This is a genomic window from Microvirga terrestris (assembly GCF_015694425.1).
In the GTDB taxonomy this organism is placed as follows: domain Bacteria; phylum Pseudomonadota; class Alphaproteobacteria; order Rhizobiales; family Beijerinckiaceae; genus Microvirga; species Microvirga terrestris.
Window position 1 is genome coordinate 680,571 of the sequence record NZ_JADQDN010000001.1, and the last position, 17,854, is coordinate 698,424.

A 17,854-nucleotide genomic window follows, 5' to 3' on the forward strand; every position below is an offset into this window, starting at 1 on the left:
CAGAGGATAAACTCAGTGCAGACCGCTGTCAGTCAGACATCGCCCCCCAAGAAATCCTTTCTCTACGATCCCAAGGTTCGTGGAGCGTTTTATCAGGTCGTTCTCGTCGCCGCGATCATCTTCCTTTTCTATATCGCTGCGACGAACGCCATCGACAACCTGCAGCGCGCTAAGATCGCCTCAGGCTTCGGCTTCCTCAACAACACGGCCGGCTTCGACATCAGCCAGACCCTGATTCGGTTCAGCGCGGCCGGCGGCACCTATGGTGACGCCTTCATCGTCGGTCTTCTGAACACCCTGGTGGTCTCGGCGATCGGCATTTTCTTCACAACGTTCCTTGGCTTCCTCATCGGCATCGCTCGCCTGTCCAAGAACTGGATGGTGGCGAAGGTCGCCATGGTTTATGTGGAGACGCTGCGCAACATCCCCCTGCTGGTCCAATTGCTGTTCTGGTACATCGCGGTTCTGGGAGCCCTGCCGCAGCCGCGTAATTCCCTCGAGATGGGCGCAGGGTTCTATCTGAATGCCCGCGGCCTGTTCATGGCCAGGCCCCTTTGGGGAACGAATATCGGGTTGCTGGTCGCAGCGCTCGTGATTGGACTCGTCGGCACGTTCATCTATCGCCGCTGGGCCAAGCAGCAGCAGGAACAGACCGGCAGGCAATATCCCGTCGGCAAAGTGACGTTGGCTCTTGTCCTTGGACTGCCGATCTTGACCTGGATCATTCTCGCATTGATCGGCGCCAATCCCATAACCTTCGAACTGCCGCGCAAGGGCACTTTCAACCTGACAGGCGGTATGCAGGTCCTGCCGGAGTTTGTGGCGCTGCTCCTCGGCCTCGTTACCTATACGGCAGCCTTCATTGCCGAAGTGGTGCGCGCCGGCATTCTTGCGGTGTCGAAGGGGCAGACGGAAGCAGCTGGCTCGCTCGGCCTCACGCCAGGCCAGACCCTGCGTCTCGTGGTGATCCCGCAGGCCATGCGAGTGATCATTCCTCCGCTGACAAGCCAATATCTCAACCTGACGAAGAACTCGTCGCTTGCCGTCGCCATCGGCTATCCCGATCTGGTTCAGGTCTTCATGGGAACCGTTCTCAACCAGACAGGTCAGGCCATCGAGGTCGTCGTCATCACCATGGGCGTGTATCTTACGATCAGCCTGCTGACCTCGTTCATTATGAACGTCTACAACCGCCGTGTGGCGATCGTCGAACGGTAGGAGATCCTGTGAGCACCGCCGTCGACTTTCCTCATTTCGTTCGCGCCAATCAGGTGGAGGCTCTGCCGCCACCCAATTTGGCCCGCGGTCCCATTGCCTGGATCCGGGAGAATCTCTTTTCCGGTGTCTGGAATACTCTGCTGACCCTGGTGGTCTTCTACCTCCTGTATATCAGTGTCCCACCCCTGCTGAAATTCTTGGTGATCGATGCGGTCTGGACCGGCACCGACCGGGCTGCCTGCCGCGCCGACACGGGCGGCAGTGAGGCCGGCGCCTGCTGGGCCTTCATCTGGGACAAGCTCAATTACTTCATCTACGGCTCCTACACGATTTCGGAGCGCTGGCGGGTCAACATCTTCTTCGCCCTCCTGGCCATCGGCGTCGTGTGGCTCTTGTGGCTGAAGGCGCCACGCCGGGATCTGGGAGCAGTTTACTTCTTCTGGGTATTCCCGGTCGTTTCCTATATCCTGCTGACGGGTGGCAATGAGAGCTTCAGCGGCCGCTTCTGGATCGGCTTCCTCATCTTCGGCGCGCTGGTCATATCGCTCTTCGCCTTCTTGGCGGCGCTGCTGAAGACCTCGATCCGCCCGGCGCTCATCCTGGGTGGCGGTATCGTGGCGGTGATCGGCATTACGCTGGCCTTGGTCGACCTCGATTTCGGTCTCGCGCATGTGCCCACATCCTTGTGGGGCGGCGTCCTCGTGACCCTGCTGGTGGCAACAGTGGGCATCGTGGTCTCGCTGCCGTTCGGCATCGTGCTGGCCCTCGGGCGACGCTCGAAGCTGCCGATCGTCAGGATGGCCTCGGTGATCTTCATCGAGTTCGTGCGTGGCGTACCGCTGATCACGGTTCTGATCATGGCCAACACCATGCTGCCGCTCTTCCTGCCGGGTGACATGACGGTGGATCGCCTGCTGCGGCCGCTAATCGGCACTGCGCTCTTTGCCTCCGCCTACATGGCCGAAGTGGTGCGCGGCGGTCTCCAGGCCATGCCGAAGGGGCAATATGAAGGTGCCATGTCGCTGGGCCTCAACTACCCGCAGATGATGTCCCTCATTATCCTGCCGCAGGCCCTGCGCATCGTGATCCCCGGCATCGTGAACACCTTCATCGGCCTGTTCAAGGACACCTCCCTGGTGGCCATCGTGGGCATCTTCGATCTGGTCAAGACCATCGAGGCGTCCCGCATCGATCCGGCTTGGGCGGCGCCTACCATCGGCATCACCGGGTATGCTTTTGCGGCCCTGTTCTACTTTGTCTTCTGCTTTAGCATGTCGCGATATTCTCTTGGGGTCGAGCGCCGCCTTGCGGCTGGTCAGAAACGGTAAACATTCATGGCAACGACAATGTCTGCTCAGCATATCCCTTCCGCCGCGATCGACCCGAAGGCTCAGCCGGCCATCGAGATGATCGACGTTCACAAGTGGTTCGGCGAGTTCCACGTCCTGCGGGACATCAACCTGAACGTGAAGCGCGGCGAGCGCATCGTGATCTGCGGCCCGTCAGGCTCCGGCAAGTCCACGATGATCCGCTGCATCAACCGCCTCGAGGAGCATCAGAAGGGCCGCATCATCGTCGACGGTGTCGAACTGCTGGACGACCTCAAGCGCATCGACGAGGTGCGCCGGGACGTCGGCATGGTGTTCCAGCACTTCAATCTCTTCCCGCACCTGACCATCCTGGAGAACTGCACCCTCGCGCCGATCTGGGTGAAGAAGATGCCCCGCAAGGAGGCCGAAGAGGTCGCCATGCATTACCTGACCCGGGTCAAGATCCCGGAGCAGGCCAACAAGTATCCGGGTCAGCTTTCGGGCGGCCAGCAGCAGCGCGTGGCCATCGCCCGTTCGCTCTGCATGAGCCCGAAAATCATGCTGTTCGATGAGCCGACCTCGGCGCTGGACCCCGAGATGGTTAAAGAGGTGCTCGATACCATGGTGGGCCTTGCCGACGAGGGCATGACGATGCTTTGCGTCACCCACGAAATGGGCTTTGCCCGCCAGGTGGCGGATCGGGTGATCTTCATGGATTACGGGCAGATCGTGGAGATGAACACGCCGGAAGAGTTCTTCAAGAATCCGCAGCACGAGCGCACCCGCCTCTTCCTGTCCCAGATCCTGCACTGATACACACTCTCGCAACAAAAAGGCCCCGAGTCTCCTAGGAGCCTTTTTGTTTGGCTTGATTGACCTCTCCGTCATGGCCGGGCCTGTCCCGGCCATCCCGATCTTGAAATGCGCCGTGCTTGCCGGTCGAGATCACGGGCGCGAGGCCGGTGATGACGAGGGGCACTTAGGGCACGATGACCTGAACTAATCTCTCTTCGCCGGCCCTGTCGCGACCGGCAAATCCTCCCGGGCGCCCCATTCGGCCCATGAGCCGTCATAGATCGCCTTAATCGGGCGGCCTGCGGCCTCGAAGGCGACCCCGAGAATGGCAGCCGAAACGCCGGAGCCGCAGCTTGTGATCACGGGCTGGCTAGGATCGATGCCTGCCTCGGCGATGGCCTTCTCAAGTCCCTCCCTGTCCTTCAAGCGGCCATTCTCGACGATCCGGTCAAAAGGCAGGTTGAGGCTGCCCGGGATGTGTCCCATGCGAAGGCCGGGTCGCGGTTCGGGAGCCTCGCCGTTGAAGCGGTTGGCCGGCCGGGCATCCACCACCTGAGCCGCCTTCGATTGCAGAAATTCCTGCACGGTTGAAGCATCCGCAACAACGGAAGCATCGAAAGTCGGCGTGAAGGTCCGGGGAACGCGGGTCTTCTCCGGTCCTGTCTCTACCGGTCGTCCTTCCGCCTTCCAGGCAGGAAAGCCGCCGTCGAGAATCGAGACCTTGCGCGCGCCGAAGGCCTGGAAGGTCCAGCGGACACGCGGGGCCGAGAAGAGGCCGGCGCCATCATAAACCACGATAGTCATGTCTTCGCTGATCCCCATCGCACCAACGGCCTTCGCGAAATCGTCGGGCAAGGGCAGCATGTGGGGGAGGGACGACGAGGTGTCCTTCACGGTGTCGATGTCGAAGCGGACCGCGCCTGGAATGTGACCCGCGATGTAGTCGGCCTGCGGATCCCGATTCTGGGTCGGGAGATACCAGGAGCCGTCCACGACCACGAGGTTCGGATCATCGAGGTGCTCCTGCAGCCAGGCGGTCGACACGAAGGGCTGGGACATGACCATTCCTTTCGAATGGAGAACAGGGTTCAGTCGGTAAGGGACAGGCGAACACGGCGGTTCTGCTTGCCCTTCTTTTCGATGTCGGTGATGACGACCGTGCCGATCTCAGACGTCCGCCGTACATGGGTGCCGCCGCAGGGCTGAAGATCGATCCCTTCGATCTCCACCAGACGCACCCGTCCGGATCCACGCGGAGGCTTCACCGACATGGTCTTCACAAGACCGGGATTGGCATCGAGCTCCTCGTCCGTGATCCACCGCTCCGTGATGGGGGCGTCGCGTGCAATTAGGGCGTTCAGCTTGTCCGTGATTTCAGCTTTGTCGAGGCCTGCATCCGGAATGTCGAAATCAAGGCGCCCGTCGCCATCGCCAATGGCGCCGCCGGTGACCGGGTAGGGCAGCACGACGCTGAGAAGATGAAGCGCCGTGTGAACGCGCATGCGCTTGAGGCGCCGCGGCCAATCGAGCTGCAGGGTGACGGTCTCGTCCTCCGTCAGCCGGGATGCTGCCTCCGTTCCGACCAGATGCGCCACCTGCGAGCGATCAGCGCCGTAGACGGTGTTGGTGATCTCGATCCTGTCGCCATTGGCTATCACGAGTGCACCCACATCTCCCGGCTGCCCGCCGCCCTGGGCGTAGAACACCGTGCGATCGAGAATGACGCCGCCCTCCGGCGTGGTTCCGAGAACCCGGGCTTCGCAGGAGGTGGCATAGGCGTCGTCGCGGAAAAGCAGTGTCGTGGCGGTCATGTGCGTCTCAATAGATGGGGGCGGAGGACCCTTGTCGGAAAGGCGAGGGGCGATGCTGACTGCAATGGGCGCGACGGGTCAAGCCATTCTCTTCGTCGGATGTCAGGCAGTTGGTTCGGATGCCAAGCCCCGCAGACTGCGAAAGGCCTCAAGGGCACGCTCCCGCGCCGGGCCATGTGGAACGATGGGTTTCGGATAGGTTTCGCCCAGAACAACGCCCGCTTCACGAAGCACTGCGGGCGGAGCCTCCCAGGGCTTATGGACGAAGCCTGGAGGAAGTTGCGAGAGTTCGGGCATAAAGGTTCGAATGTAATCTCCCTCGGGATCGAACTTCTCGCCCTGCGTCACCGGGTTGAAGATCCGATGGAAGGGAGCCGAGTCCGGGCCGGAGCCTGCAATCCACTGCCAGCTGAAGGCATTGTTGGCGGGATCCGCATCAACGAGCGTGTCCCAGAACCACGCCTCGCCCTGTCGCCAGTCGGTCAGCAGGTGCTTCACCAGGAAGGATGCGGTTATCATGCGCACCCGGTTGTGCATCCAGCCGGTCTGCCAGAGCTGGCGCATGCCGGCATCGACGATCGGATAGCCGGTGAGACCTTTCTGCCAGGCCTTGAGGGATGGGCGATCCTGAATCCAGGGAAAGTTATCGAACCGGCTGCTATGCGGTTTGTCCGGCAGATGCGGGTGGAAATGAAGCAATTGGTAGGTGAAGTCGCGCCAGGCGATCTCGCTGAGGAACTTCTCTGCATCCGGCCCGAGGCCGGGCTCAGCGGCAACCGCATTCATGACCGCGTGCCAAACCTGCCGCGGGCTGATTTCCCCGAAGCGCAGATGCGGTGACAGACGCGAACTTCCTTCCTGCGAAGGCAGATCCCGCCGCTCGGCATAGCCTTTCAGGCCTGTCTCGATGAACCGGGAGAACCGAGCCTGAGCTGCGTGCTCACCCCGTTCCCACACCTGCCTCATACCGCCGGCCCAGTCGGGGAATGAGGGTTCAAGGCCAAGCTCCGTCAGCGGAATGGCCCGATCAAGGATCGATCGCGGCCAGACGCCACCCTTCAGCCGTCGCGGTGCCGGAAGCGGAGGCTTGATGGACCGGGCGTTTACGGCCCGAAGATATGGGGTAAAGACCTGGAATGGCTTGCCGGCCTGGTTCGTGATCTCCCAGGGCTCGTGCAGCAGGCGGCCGCTGCAGCTGTGAACCTTGATACCTGCATCCGACAGGCGTTTCTTAATGGCGCTATCCACGGCGATCTCGGCCGCGCCATAGCGGCGGTTCCAGTAGACCGCCGAGGCACCAGTTTCCCGCACCACGCTCTCAACTAGGTCGAGAGCCGAGCCTTTCAGGATAAGAAGGCTGGAGCCGGCGCGCTCCAAAGTCTCACTGAGCGCCTTGAGCGATCCATGGAGCCACCAGCAGGCGGCGGCTCCAAGCGGGCGGATCCCTTCCGATTCATCATCGAGCACATAGAAGCATAGAACCTGCGATCCGGTTGCCGCCGCCGCAGACAGGGCAGGGTTGTCGCTCAGGCGATGATCGTCACGGAACCAGACGAGGACGGGCTTTTGTGAATCGCTGCTCATGGCGGCACAATACAGCCGCGCTTCGAACGCGCGACAACTGAGTGCACAGATCGACAAGTTTTGATGGGGGAGGAGAGGTAAGGTTGGCTCCGGCGGTAGGATTCGAACCTACGACCAACGGATTAACAGTCCGCTGCGCTACCGCTGCGCCACGCCGGAATAAGCCTAACCTCCAAAGAAGCTGAAACAGGAGCTTCTCGAGCGCCGGGGTGTCTTCGAAGACCGTTCCCGGCGAGGTGGGAGGCATATAGCATGGGTTTCGAGTGTTGCAACCCCCTTGTTGGCGCACCCGAGTTTAAAAGGGGCTGTTGCTCTTTGGGGGGACGCTTGCTATGGAGCAGCCGTCGCGTTCGCGGCACGCCCCGGATGGCCTCGTGGCGGAGTGGTTACGCAGAGGACTGCAAATCCTTGCACCCCGGTTCGATTCCGGGCGAGGCCTCCAACAATTTCTAAAGGCACTGTCGATGGTCGATTTCGCTCAAGCGCGCCGTATCATGGTTGATGGCCAGCTGCGCACTTTCGATGTGAACGACATCCCTCTTCTGGACGCCATGGATGCTGTGCCGCGCGAGCTTTTCGTGCTTCCGGGTCGGGAAGAGCTTGCCTATATCGACCAGGACGTTCTCGTCAGCGACGGGGCCGAACGGCGCTACATGCTCTCCCCGATGATCCTCGGGCGCCTGGTCCAGGCTCTCGGGATCGAGAAAGGCGACCGGGTTCTCGACGTGGCCTGCGGCCGCGGTTACGCCTCGGCGGTGTTCAGCGAGCTTGGCGCTCAGGTCACGGGGCTTGAGGCCGACGATGCGCTTGCCGGTGCGGCGCGACAGAGCCTGAGCTCGGCTGGTGCAGGAAATGTTACTGTCGTGACAGGACCCCTGGAGCAGGGCCATGCCGGCAATGCGCCTTACGATGCCATTCTGATCAACGGCGCTGTCGAGGTTCGCCCCGAGGTGCTGCTTCATCAGCTGGCGGAAGGCGGGCGTCTTGCCTGCGTGAAGGGCCGCGGGCGCGCAGCCCGGGCAACCCTCTATGTCCGCACGGGTGATGCCATTGGCGAGCGTGCCCTGTTCGAGGCGGCCGCACCCCTGCTGGCTCCTTTCGTTCAAGTCCCCGGCTTCACGTTCTGATCCTTTCCAGATCCTTAATTTCTATGGTTCGCGGTGTCGCTTTTTTGCGCCACCCCAGCGCAAAAATGGAATTGAGCGCAGCGCGTTGTTGCCGACTCGGTTCCCATGGTTATTGTTGCGCTTTGAGTCGGAACGATTTCTAAAATGGCCTCGATGGCGGTCGACGGCTTTGAATCGGTGGGCAGGTGCGCGTGAACGAAAAGAATTCCAAGAAAACGTATCGCTTGCTCTTTGGGGCGATGACCTCGGTGTTTGTGCTGATGGGGGCTAGCGGCGCGTCGGCAGAAACCTTGGAGAGCGCCTTGGCGCGCGCCTATGGCAACAATCCCGAGTTGAACGCCCAGCGGGCCAGTGTCCGGGTCCGGGACGAGGACGTCGCACAGGCGAAATCGGGCTATCGCCCCAGGATCAATGCAACGGCGGATTACGGCCAGACCTATTCAGACGCCAGTCGACAGGGCGTGTTTGGGGGAGCTACTCGAAGCAATAATATTATTACCCCTCGAGGCTTTGGAGTTGAGATCAATCAGTCGATCTTCGACGGGTTTCAGACCAGCAACCGCGTTCGAGCAGCAGAGTCCGGTGTGCTCGGCTCGAGAGAACAGCTCAACACGAGCGAGCAGAGCGTGCTGCTCGATGCCGCGACCGCCTATATGGATGTCCTGCGAGATACGGCCATCCTCGACCTGCAGCGCAACAACGTCGAGGTCATCGACGAGCAACTGCGGCAGACGCGAGACCGCTTCAATGTCGGCGAAGTGACCCGGACAGATGTCGCCCAGGCGGAAGCGCGCCTTGCGGCGTCACGGTCCGAAGCGAGCTTGGCCGAGGCCAACCTGCGCAACAGCATCGCCGTCTATCGCCAGGTCGTCGGGGTCGAACCTCAGCAGCTGGCGCCTGGACGCCCCTTGGACACCCTGACGCCGCGGTCGGTCGATGCAGCCGTGAGGGTCGCCCTGAACGAGCATCCTGCGATCAAGGCGCGTCAGCATGCGGTGGATGTGGCCGAGCTGCAGGTGAAGGTGGCCCAGGGCGCACTTGCACCGCAACTGGGCGTGGCTGGTTCCGTGGACCAGCGCTATTCCAGCCAGTCGGCTGGAGATCAAACGTTTTCCGCCTCCGTAGTCGCGCGACTGACGGTGCCGATCTACGAGGGCGGTCAGGTTTACGCTGCTACCCGGCAGGCCAAGGAAGAAGCCGGACAACGTCGTCTTGAGGCCGATTCAGTCCGTGACCAGGTTCGCGCTGCCGTGCAGTCGTCCTGGGGTCGTCTGGAAGCGGCCCGCGCTCAGATCCAGGCCGCCCAGGCTCAGATCGACGCCGCCGAAACGGCGCTCAGCGGCGTGCGCGAGGAGGCCCGTGTGGGTCAGCGCACGACCCTTGACGTCCTGAACGCCCAGCAGGAACTTCTCACCGCCCGTGTGAACCTCATCCAGGCTCAGCGCGACCGGGTGGTTGCCTCGTACAGCCTCGTCAATGCCATGGGGCGGCTCAACTCCCGCGCGTTGGCTCTGAAGGTGAATCACTACAGCCCGAAGATTCACTACGATCAGGTCAAGGATCTTTGGATCGGTACATCGACGCCTGACGGTCGTTGATAAGTTTCGGGGCCAGGGCTTTTTAGTTCTGGCCCCGCTTGTTTTCTTAATACTTCAGTAAAATACTGAACGAACATTCTTGAGAATGTGATTCTTGAAGTTTTTGATTTGGATGCGGCTATGGGTTCATCGAGCCTGAAAGTTAACGAGCCATCGATGGAAGATATTTTGGCTTCCATCAGGCGGATCATCTCCGACGACCAGGAGGTTTCGCCATCCTCCGACCCCCAGGAGCCGAGTTCCTCACCCCTGAAGAATGTGCTGGACATTGCGGAACTGCATGTGTCGCCGCTCATCGGCACGAGTCCCAATGAGCCTCTTCTGGGGCCCTGGAGCCGAGGGGATGCTGCCTTCGTCGATCCTCGGTCCGACGCGGAGTCCAGTTTGGACTGGAGGGCCTTCGATGCACCGGATGAGCCTGGGCTCGAGCCCATCATAGTGCCTAAGCCCGTTCTGAAGGCTGCGGCCAGACCCGCCCCGCCCGCTGCCGATAGTCTCCTCTCCAGCGAGACCAGCGCCTCGGTGTCCGGTGCCTTCAGCCGCCTGAATGAGACGGTCAAGCCCGCTCAGCCGCAGACGGTCGAGGACCTGATGAAGGAGATGCTGAGGCCCATGCTGAAGACATGGCTCGACGACAATCTTCCTTCCCTAGTCGAGCGCTTGGTCCGAACCGAAATCGAGCGGGTAACCCGCGGCCGGGGCTGAGATTGTCCCGCGTCTGTTGACTTCGGCCGGTCGGTCCGGTTTGTAGCCGTCTTGCTTGCGCGTTGTTCGCGCCAACAGGCCGGTAACTATCATGATGGACAAGACGTTCGATCCCTCCGCTGTCGAAGCACGCATTTCCACCCGCTGGGAGGAGGCCGAGGCCTTCAAGGCCGGCCGTGAGGATCGCAAGGACGCCGTACCCTACACCATCGTCATACCGCCGCCGAACGTGACCGGCTCGCTCCACATGGGGCATGCCCTCAACAACACGATCCAGGACATTCTCTGCCGCTTCGAGCGGATGCGGGGCAAGGACGTGCTCTGGCAGCCGGGCATGGACCATGCCGGCATCGCCACCCAGATGGTCGTGGAGCGCAAGCTCGCCGAGCGCCAGATCCAGCGCCGCGACCTCGGCCGCGAGGAATTCATCAATCGCGTCTGGGAGTGGAAGGACGAATCCGGCGGCAAGATCAAAAGCCAGCTCCAGCGCCTCGGCGCCTCCTGCGACTGGTCGCGCGAGCGCTTCACCATGGATGAGGGCCTGTCCCAGGCCGTGCTCAAGGTCTTCGTGGACCTCTACAAGCAGGGCCTGATCTACAAGGACAAGCGCCTCGTGAACTGGGACCCCAAGTTCCAGACGGCGATCTCCGATCTGGAGGTCATGCAGGTCGAGGTGAAGGGCAATCTCTGGCACATCCGCTATGCCATCGACGGCCAGCCCGACCGCTCCATTACGGTCGCCACTACGCGCCCCGAGACCATGCTCGGCGATGTCGCCGTGGCCGTGCATCCGGAGGACGAGCGCTACAAGGACCTGATCGGACAATTCGCGATCCTGCCGCTCGTCGGACGCCGCATTCCCATCGTGGCGGACGAGTATTCCGACCCTGAGAAGGGCACCGGTGCGGTGAAGATCACGCCGGCGCACGACTTCAACGATTTCGAAGTCGGCAAGCGTCACAAGCTGCCGCTCATCAACATCTTTGGAACGGAGGCGCAGCTTGCGCTCAGCGGCAACGAAGACTTCCTCGATGGGCTCACGCAGACGGATGATCTCAAGGCCGTTCTAGCCCTCGATGGACTTGATCGCTTCGAGGCACGCAAGCGCATCGTCGCGATGCTGGAAGAGCGCGAGGTCCTCGTCGAGATCGAGCCGCACGCCCACACGGTTCCGCACGGCGACCGCTCGAACGTGGTGATCGAGCCCTACCTCACGGACCAGTGGTACGTGAACGTGAAGCCGCTGGCCGACCGCGCGCTCGACGTGGTGCGCAAGGGCCAGACCAAGTTCGTGCCTGAGAATTGGGAGAAGACTTACTTCCAGTGGCTCGAGAACATCGAGCCCTGGTGCGTTTCGCGCCAGCTATGGTGGGGTCACCAAATCCCGGCCTGGTACGACGACCAGGGCAATGTCTATGTCGCCATGAGCGAGGAAGAGGCCAAGGCCGAGGCGCGCACCAGGCACGGCAAGGACGTTCCGCTCAAGCGTGACGAGGACGTGCTCGACACGTGGTTCTCGTCGGCACTGTGGCCGTTCTCGACCCTCGGCTGGCCGGACGACGCGCCGGAGCTGAAGCGCTACTACCCGACCAACACGCTGGTCACGGGTTTCGACATCATCTTCTTCTGGGTCGCCCGCATGATGATGATGGGCCTGCACTTCATGGACGAAGTGCCCTTCGACACGGTCTACATCCACGCTCTCGTCCGCGACGAGAAGGGCGCCAAGATGTCGAAGTCCAAGGGCAACGTCATCGATCCCATCGAGGTGGTCGATCAATACGGCGCCGATGCCCTGCGCATGACTCTTGCGTCGATGGCCGCGCAGGGACGCGATATCAAGCTCTCTGTCCAGCGCGTGGAGAACTACCGCAATTTTGCGACCAAGATCTGGAACGCCGCGCGCTTCGCCGAGATGAACGAGTGCAAGCGCGTTGCCGGCTTCTATCCGAAGGCCGTGCAGGAGACGCTCAACAAGTGGGCGCTCAGCGAATGCGCAAAGGCGATCAACGAGGTGTCGGCAGGCATCCAGGCCTACAAGTTCAACGAGGCGGCGCTCTCGGCCTATCGCTTCGTCTGGAACGTGTTCTGCGACTGGACGCTCGAACTCGCCAAGCCGGTGCTGCAGGGCGCCGATTCTGCGGCGAAGACCGAGACCCGCGCAACGATCGCGTTCATCTTCGACGAGATCTGCAAGCTCCTGCACCCATTCATGCCCTTCCTGACGGAAGAGCTGTGGGCGATCAAAGGCGAGGACGGCCCGCGGCGCGAGACGATCCTGGCGCTTGCGCCCTGGTCCAACCTCGAACACCTCGTCGACGGGAAGGCCGAGGCCGAGATTGGCTGGGTGGTGGACCTCGTCAACGAGATCCGCTCCGCCCGCTCGGAGACGAACGTGCCGGCAGGGGCGCAGATCCCGCTGGTGCTCGTGGCATCCTCTGCCGACGTGCAGACTCGCGCCGGTCGCTGGGGCGATATCGTAAAGCGCTTGGCGCGTATCTCGGACATTTCCTTCGCGGATGCCGCTCCGAAGAGCTCGATCCAGCTCCTCATCCGCGGTGAGACGGCGGCGCTTCCGCTGGAGGGCGTGATCGACCTCGATGCGGAGCGCGCCCGCCTCGCCAAGGAAATCCAGAAGCTCGATGTGGAGGTCGGCAAGATCGACGCGAAGCTCGGGAACGCGGATTTCCTCAAACGTGCGCCGGAAGAAGTGGTCGATGAGCAGCGCGAGCGCCGTGAAGAGGCCCTGACCCGCAAAGCGAAAATGGAAGAGGCCCTTGGGCGCTTGAAGGACGCTTGAGACGGTCTTTCATCCGCTCGTCATCACCGGCCTTGTGCCGGTGATCCCGATTGCATGGAGCGCGATGCTTTCCTTATCGAGATGGCCGGGACAAGCCCGGCCATGACGTGGATGAGAGGTTGAGACCTCTCACCCCAGCACGAAATCCACAAGCAGCTTCACGTTCAGCACCACGATCACCACTGCGATGAGGCTGGCGACTGCCGTGAGCCAGCGCGGGGTGACGAGGGCTCCCATCTTGGCTTTCGAGGCGGTCATCGTCACCAGCGGGATGATCGCGAAGGGGAGTTGGAGGCTCAGGATCACCTGACTCAGGATGAGCAGTTTCGCCGTGCCGCTTTCGCCGTAGGCGATGGTGACGGCGGCTGCCGGGATGATCGCTATACCGCGGGTGATGAGGCGGCGCATCCAGGGTTCCATCTTGAAGTTGATGAAGCCTTCCATAACAATTTGGCCTGCCATTGTGGCCGTCACGGTAGAGTTCAGCCCGCAGCACAGGAGCGACAGGCCGAAGAGCATCGGTGCGACGGCGCTGCCGAGCAGGGGCTGCAGCAGTGTATGAGCCTCGCCGATCTCGGCGATCTCCGTGCGGCCGGTCCCATGAAAGGCCGCAGCAGCCAGAATGAGCAGGGAAGCGTTGATGGTGAGCGCGAACATGAGCGCGATGGTCGAGTCCATCGTGGCAAAGCGCAGGGCCTCGCGTCGCTCCTTCAATGTATCGCCGTAAGCGCGCGTCTGCACGATGCCGGAGTGCAAATACAGGTTATGCGGCATCACCGTCGCGCCGAGGATACCGAGCGCCAGGTAGAGCATGTCCGGATTTGTGACGATCTCCGTCGTCGGCGCAAAACCGGTGATGACGCCGGACCAATCCGGATCGGCCATGGCGATCTGAATGCCGAAGCAGATTGCGATCACGCCAAGCAGCGTGATGATGAAGGCCTCTACCCAGCGGAAGCCGAGATTCTGGAGGTAGAGGATCAGGAATACGTCCAGCGCCGTGATGATGACGCCGATCTCGAGCGGAATGCCGAAGAGCAGGTTGAGGCCAATGGCAGTGCCGATGACCTCGGCGAGGTCAGTGGCGCAGATTGCAAGCTCCGCCAACAGCCACAGCCCCCAGGCGACGGGTCGGGGATAAGCGTCGCGACAGGCCTGGGCGAGATCGCGGCCGGTGGCTACCGCCAAGCGGGCACAGAGCGACTGCAGGATGATCGCCATGATGTTGGAGATCAGCGCGACGGAGAGCAGGGCATAGCCGTATTTCGAGCCGCCGGCGAGGGAGGTCGCCCAGTTGCCCGGGTCCATGTAGCCCACGGCCACCAGATAGCCCGGCCCGAGGAAGGCTGCTGCCCGTCGCCACGTCGACCCCGGCCGCACGGCAATCGAGCGGTTGACCTCCGGCAGGGAGGGCAGGTCCGAGGGGCGCCGCCATGCGGCCTTCTGCACGAGGGAGACGGGAGCCGGTTGATCCATGGTCACTTTCTGCAGTTGCAAATTATTTGCAAGAGAAGGCTAGCGTGGAACAAACGTCCCGGCAAGGGGAGAGTTGCATAAGGTTGCATTGGGAGTTCCGCTTTAGCCCCAATGGATCACCAGCCTGTTGGAGGTGGAAGCCTCTAGACGGTTCCTGCGTGACAAGTCCCTTGAGGTTTGCTCTAGCTTTCCCAAAACCTGAACGGACACAAGATAAGGGATGGACATGCTCGAGAGCGTCCTGATTGCCAATCGCGGCGAGATCGCGTGCCGCATCATCCGTACCGCCCAGAGGCTGGGGATGCGCACCATCGCGGTTTATTCGGAAGCCGATGCGGATGCGCTTTTCGTGCAGATGGCGGACGAGGCGCATCCCATCGGCCCGCCGCCCGCCCGCGAGAGCTATCTCCAGATAGACCGGATCATCGAGGTCGCCCGGCGTACGAAAGCCGCCTCCATTCATCCCGGCTATGGCTTCCTGTCCGAGCGGGCGGAGTTTGCCGAGGCTTGTGCTGCGAACGGCATCGTGTTCGTCGGACCGCCTGCCTCCGCCATCAAGGCCATGGGCCTGAAGGATGCCGCCAAGGCCCTCGTGCAGCAGGCCGGCGTGCCGGTAGTGCCCGGCTACCACGGCGCCAAGCAGGACCCGGATTTCCTGCGCCAGAAAGCCTATGAGATCGGCTACCCGGTTCTCATCAAGGCGGTCGCGGGCGGCGGCGGTAAAGGCATGCGGCGGGTCGAGAAGGCGGCCGATTTCGATGCGGCCCTGGAGAGCGCCCAGCGCGAGGCCTCGAGCGCCTTCGGCGATCCGCGCGTGCTGGTGGAGAAGTACATCCTCTCGCCGCGCCACATCGAGATTCAGGTCTTCGCCGACAGCCATGGCAACGTGGTGCATCTCTTCGAGCGTGACTGCTCGCTCCAGCGCCGCCACCAGAAGGTGATCGAGGAAGCGCCGGCTCCGGGCATGCCGCCCGAGATGCGCGACGTGATGGGCCGAGCTGCTGTTGAAGCCGCCCGGGCGGTCGGCTATGTGGGCGCCGGCACTGTCGAGTTCATCGCCGACGGGCGCGAGGGCCTGCGGCCCGACCGTTTCTACTTCATGGAGATGAACACCCGCCTTCAGGTGGAGCATCCGGTGACAGAGGCGATCACGGGGCTTGACCTGGTGGAATTGCAGTTTCGCGCGGCGTCCGGCGAGACCCTGCCGTTCGCCCAGGAAGATCTTATCATCGACGGCCATGCCGTCGAGGCGCGGCTCTATGCGGAGGATCCGGAGAAGGAATTCCTGCCTTCGACCGGAAAGCTCTGGGCCCTGGAATTCCCGAAAGGCGAGGGCATCCGCATCGATACCGGCGTCGAGGCCGGATCGGAGGTCACGCCTTATTACGATCCGATGATCGCCAAGGTCATTGCGTATGGTGCAACCCGTGAGGAAGCGCTGGACAGGCTAGCTGAGGCGCTCGGGCAAACCATTGTCGCCGGCCCGAAGACCAATGCGGCTTTTCTCAAGAGGCTCTGCGAGGCGGAGGGTTTCAGGGCAGGGCAGTTCGACACCGGCTTCATCGACCGCAATCTTGATGCACTCGGCGTGGGACCTCAGCCGCGCGACGATGTCGCAGTCTCGTTCGGCGCGGCAGCGCTGATCTCGCGGGAGATCGAGCGGTTGCGCATGGCCGAACTGCAGAAGAGCGACGAGCCATCCTCGCCCTGGTCCAACCCGGATGGCTTCCAGCTGCTCGGAGCGCGCAGCGTCGGCGTGCCGCTTCTTGTGGATGGCGAGCGGGTCGATGCCCGCGAGGTGTTCAGCGCGGTGCATCACGGCGCGAGCACGGTGGCATTCGGCGAGAGCGACCCCTGGGCCGATGAGGAGATCGACCAGGAGGTCGAGGCGCCGCATGGCGTCTACATCCTGCGCAATGGACGCCAGACGCTGGTGCAGCCTTACGATCCCTTTGATGTGGATCTCGAACACATGGACGAGGGCGGCTCCATCAAAGCTCCCATGCATGGCAAACTGATTGCGATTTTCGTGCAGCCGGGGGACCGGGTCGAGAAGGGGCAGCGGCTTGCCATCGTCGAAGCGATGAAGATGGAGCACGTGCTTGTGGCTCCCACCGATGCGAAGGTGGCGGAGATCGCTGCTGAGCCTGGCGCCCAGGTGGCCGAAGGGGCGCGCCTGATCGTGCTCAAGATGGAGGAATAGCCTGCGGCGCATCGCCGGATGTCTGATCCGCGATGCTCATGGTTGAAAGCAACATGGCCCTTCACTTGATCAAACTCTGCGTCGGCTGCGACTCGATTACAGATCTCGAAGAATGGATCGAGGAGAATCGTGCGGTTCATCGCCGGCTCGGGCGCGACTATGAGCAGACGCATACGACCCGCATGGTGCCCAAGCGCGTGGAAGAGCTTTTGGGCGGCGGTTCGCTGTACTGGGTCATCAAAGGCCAGGTCGCGGCACGGCAAACTCTTCTCGATGTCCGCCCCTTCACCGATAGTGATGGCATCGGACGCTGCCGGCTGGTGCTGGACCCGAAGGTGATCGCCGTGGAGCCAAGGCCCTACAGGCCCTTCCAGGGCTGGCGCTATCTCGTTGCCAAGGACGCTCCGCGTGATATCGATGGTCGGGAAGGCGATCTCGCCAAGATGCCCGAGGACATGCGCCGGGAACTGGCTGAACTCGGTCTTCTGTAACTTATGTGAATCCGAGGAGGCGTTGCGATGAAGCTCCCTGTCATCTTCTCCCTGCTTCTGATTGCCTCAGCTGGATCAGCGCTTGCGAAGGATTGCCGCACGCCTCACTTGCCGCCCGGCATGGAGGTGAGACTGCCGCCCGGCTGCGAGGAGCCCCTCCCGGCGAGTGGTTTAAAGGCGGAAAGGCGTGACGGCCTTAGGGCAGAGCAGGGCTTCATCGATCTCGGGAACGGCACACAGGTGCGGATCAGCGGCAGCGTCCGGACTGAATTCGGGATCTCTCGTTAGACTTTTTTGCTGGGGCTCGTCCTGGAACCTCGCTGCCTCGATCCGCATTGGCTCAGCAGTTCAGTTGAGTGGAGGTTCCGATGCTGATGTGTGCATCCGAAGGCCGGCACTGGCGTTATGAGGTCTGTGAGCATGATGACGGGTATCTCGTCCAAATGCGCGACCTGACGACCGGGGAGCTGGATGAAGAATTCTCCACCATCTTCCGCACCCTGCCGGTCGCATTCGCCTATGCCGAAATGTCAGCCGCCTACGAGCGCTTCGCGGCCTGTGAGCTGGAGCAGTCGGAAGACGAGCAGATCGAGTTCGATGTGGAAGCCACCGAGCGTCACTTCATCGATCTGAGCGACAGACTGCACGATTCCGGCATCAATGGCGTCGTCGTCCAGGCTTGGGAGCGCGAAAGCCAGCGCGGCGCGGTCCGGCTTCTGCACTGAAACTTGATCGA

15 protein-coding genes and 2 tRNA genes are annotated in these 17,854 nt (G+C 62.1%); 12 read left to right on the top strand and 5 right to left on the bottom strand.

What is annotated here, in order from left to right; all coding sequences use genetic code 11:
* The first annotated feature begins 15 nt into the window (after positions 1-15).
* The 4 genes from I2H36_RS03130 to I2H36_RS03145 all read left to right on the top strand — a co-directional run bounded on the left by I2H36_RS03130 (position 16) and on the right by I2H36_RS03145 (position 3,531).
* Positions 16-1,218 carry an ABC transporter permease subunit gene (locus I2H36_RS03130; RefSeq protein WP_196262393.1) on the top strand — a complete coding sequence of 401 codons (1,203 nt, stop codon included), beginning with the start codon at positions 16-18 and terminating at the stop codon, positions 1,216-1,218.
* 8 nt (positions 1,219-1,226) lie between these two features.
* Positions 1,227-2,546, top strand: a complete 1,320-nt coding sequence (locus I2H36_RS03135; protein ID WP_196262394.1) for an ABC transporter permease subunit — start codon at positions 1,227-1,229, stop codon at positions 2,544-2,546.
* Between the two features lie 78 nt (positions 2,547-2,624).
* Entirely contained in the window at positions 2,625-3,341 is a 717-nt protein-coding gene (locus I2H36_RS03140; protein ID WP_425523269.1) for an amino acid ABC transporter ATP-binding protein, read from the top strand.
* Between the two features lie 46 nt (positions 3,342-3,387).
* Entirely contained in the window at positions 3,388-3,531 is a 144-nt protein-coding gene (locus I2H36_RS03145; RefSeq protein WP_196262395.1) for a hypothetical protein, read from the top strand.
* Here I2H36_RS03145 and sseA read toward each other — a convergent pair.
* The 4 genes from sseA to I2H36_RS03165 all read right to left on the bottom strand — a co-directional run bounded on the left by sseA (position 3,528) and on the right by I2H36_RS03165 (position 6,877).
* Positions 3,528-4,382, bottom strand: a complete 855-nt coding sequence (gene sseA / locus I2H36_RS03150) for a 3-mercaptopyruvate sulfurtransferase (RefSeq protein ID WP_196262396.1) — start codon at positions 4,380-4,382, stop codon at positions 3,528-3,530. The genes I2H36_RS03145 and sseA overlap by 4 nt on opposite strands.
* 29 nt (positions 4,383-4,411) lie before the next feature.
* Positions 4,412-5,134 carry an alanyl-tRNA editing protein gene (locus tag I2H36_RS03155; protein ID WP_196262397.1) on the bottom strand — a complete coding sequence of 241 codons (723 nt, stop codon included), beginning with the start codon at positions 5,132-5,134 and terminating at the stop codon, positions 4,412-4,414.
* A gap of 102 nt (positions 5,135-5,236) precedes the next feature.
* Positions 5,237-6,718: a cryptochrome/photolyase family protein gene (locus I2H36_RS03160; RefSeq protein WP_196262398.1), complete on the bottom strand. Its 1,482-nt coding sequence runs from the start codon at positions 6,716-6,718 to the stop codon at positions 5,237-5,239.
* Between the two features lie 84 nt (positions 6,719-6,802).
* Positions 6,803-6,877: transfer RNA gene (locus tag I2H36_RS03165), tRNA-Asn, on the bottom strand.
* Positions 6,878-7,086: 209 nt separating this feature from the next.
* Between I2H36_RS03165 and I2H36_RS03170 the strand changes: the two genes are divergently transcribed.
* The 5 genes from I2H36_RS03170 to I2H36_RS03190 all read left to right on the top strand — a co-directional run bounded on the left by I2H36_RS03170 (position 7,087) and on the right by I2H36_RS03190 (position 12,948).
* Positions 7,087-7,160, top strand: a tRNA-Cys gene (locus I2H36_RS03170).
* A gap of 22 nt (positions 7,161-7,182) precedes the next feature.
* Positions 7,183-7,845, top strand: a complete 663-nt coding sequence (locus I2H36_RS03175) for a protein-L-isoaspartate O-methyltransferase family protein (RefSeq protein ID WP_196262399.1) — start codon at positions 7,183-7,185, stop codon at positions 7,843-7,845.
* A gap of 239 nt (positions 7,846-8,084) precedes the next feature.
* Positions 8,085-9,443 carry a TolC family outer membrane protein gene (locus I2H36_RS03180; protein WP_196262400.1) on the top strand — a complete coding sequence of 453 codons (1,359 nt, stop codon included), beginning with the start codon at positions 8,085-8,087 and terminating at the stop codon, positions 9,441-9,443.
* A 156-nt stretch (positions 9,444-9,599) separates the two neighbouring features.
* The gene (locus tag I2H36_RS03185; RefSeq protein WP_196262401.1) at positions 9,600-10,148 is read left to right on the top strand and encodes a PopZ family protein; all 549 of its coding nucleotides are present in this window, start codon (positions 9,600-9,602) and stop codon (positions 10,146-10,148) included.
* A gap of 91 nt (positions 10,149-10,239) precedes the next feature.
* On the top strand, positions 10,240-12,948 hold the full coding sequence (locus tag I2H36_RS03190; RefSeq protein ID WP_196262402.1) for a valine--tRNA ligase: 2,709 nt from the start codon (positions 10,240-10,242) through the stop codon (positions 12,946-12,948).
* A 129-nt stretch (positions 12,949-13,077) separates the two neighbouring features.
* Here the strand turns inward: I2H36_RS03190 and I2H36_RS03195 are convergent, their stop codons facing one another.
* Entirely contained in the window at positions 13,078-14,424 is a 1,347-nt protein-coding gene (locus I2H36_RS03195; RefSeq protein ID WP_196262403.1) for an Nramp family divalent metal transporter, read from the bottom strand.
* 226 nt (positions 14,425-14,650) lie between these two features.
* Between I2H36_RS03195 and I2H36_RS03200 the strand changes: the two genes are divergently transcribed.
* The 3 genes from I2H36_RS03200 (at position 14,651) to I2H36_RS03210 (ending at position 17,843) form a co-directional block, all read left to right on the top strand.
* Positions 14,651-16,627 carry an acetyl/propionyl/methylcrotonyl-CoA carboxylase subunit alpha gene (locus I2H36_RS03200; RefSeq protein ID WP_196262404.1) on the top strand — a complete coding sequence of 659 codons (1,977 nt, stop codon included), beginning with the start codon at positions 14,651-14,653 and terminating at the stop codon, positions 16,625-16,627.
* Between the two features lie 53 nt (positions 16,628-16,680).
* Positions 16,681-17,118 carry a DUF1489 family protein gene (locus I2H36_RS03205; protein WP_196262405.1) on the top strand — a complete coding sequence of 146 codons (438 nt, stop codon included), beginning with the start codon at positions 16,681-16,683 and terminating at the stop codon, positions 17,116-17,118.
* A gap of 368 nt (positions 17,119-17,486) precedes the next feature.
* A complete protein-coding gene (locus tag I2H36_RS03210; protein WP_196262406.1) occupies positions 17,487-17,843 on the top strand; it encodes a hypothetical protein in 357 nt (118 codons plus the stop codon).
* Positions 17,844-17,854 lie beyond the last annotated feature (11 nt).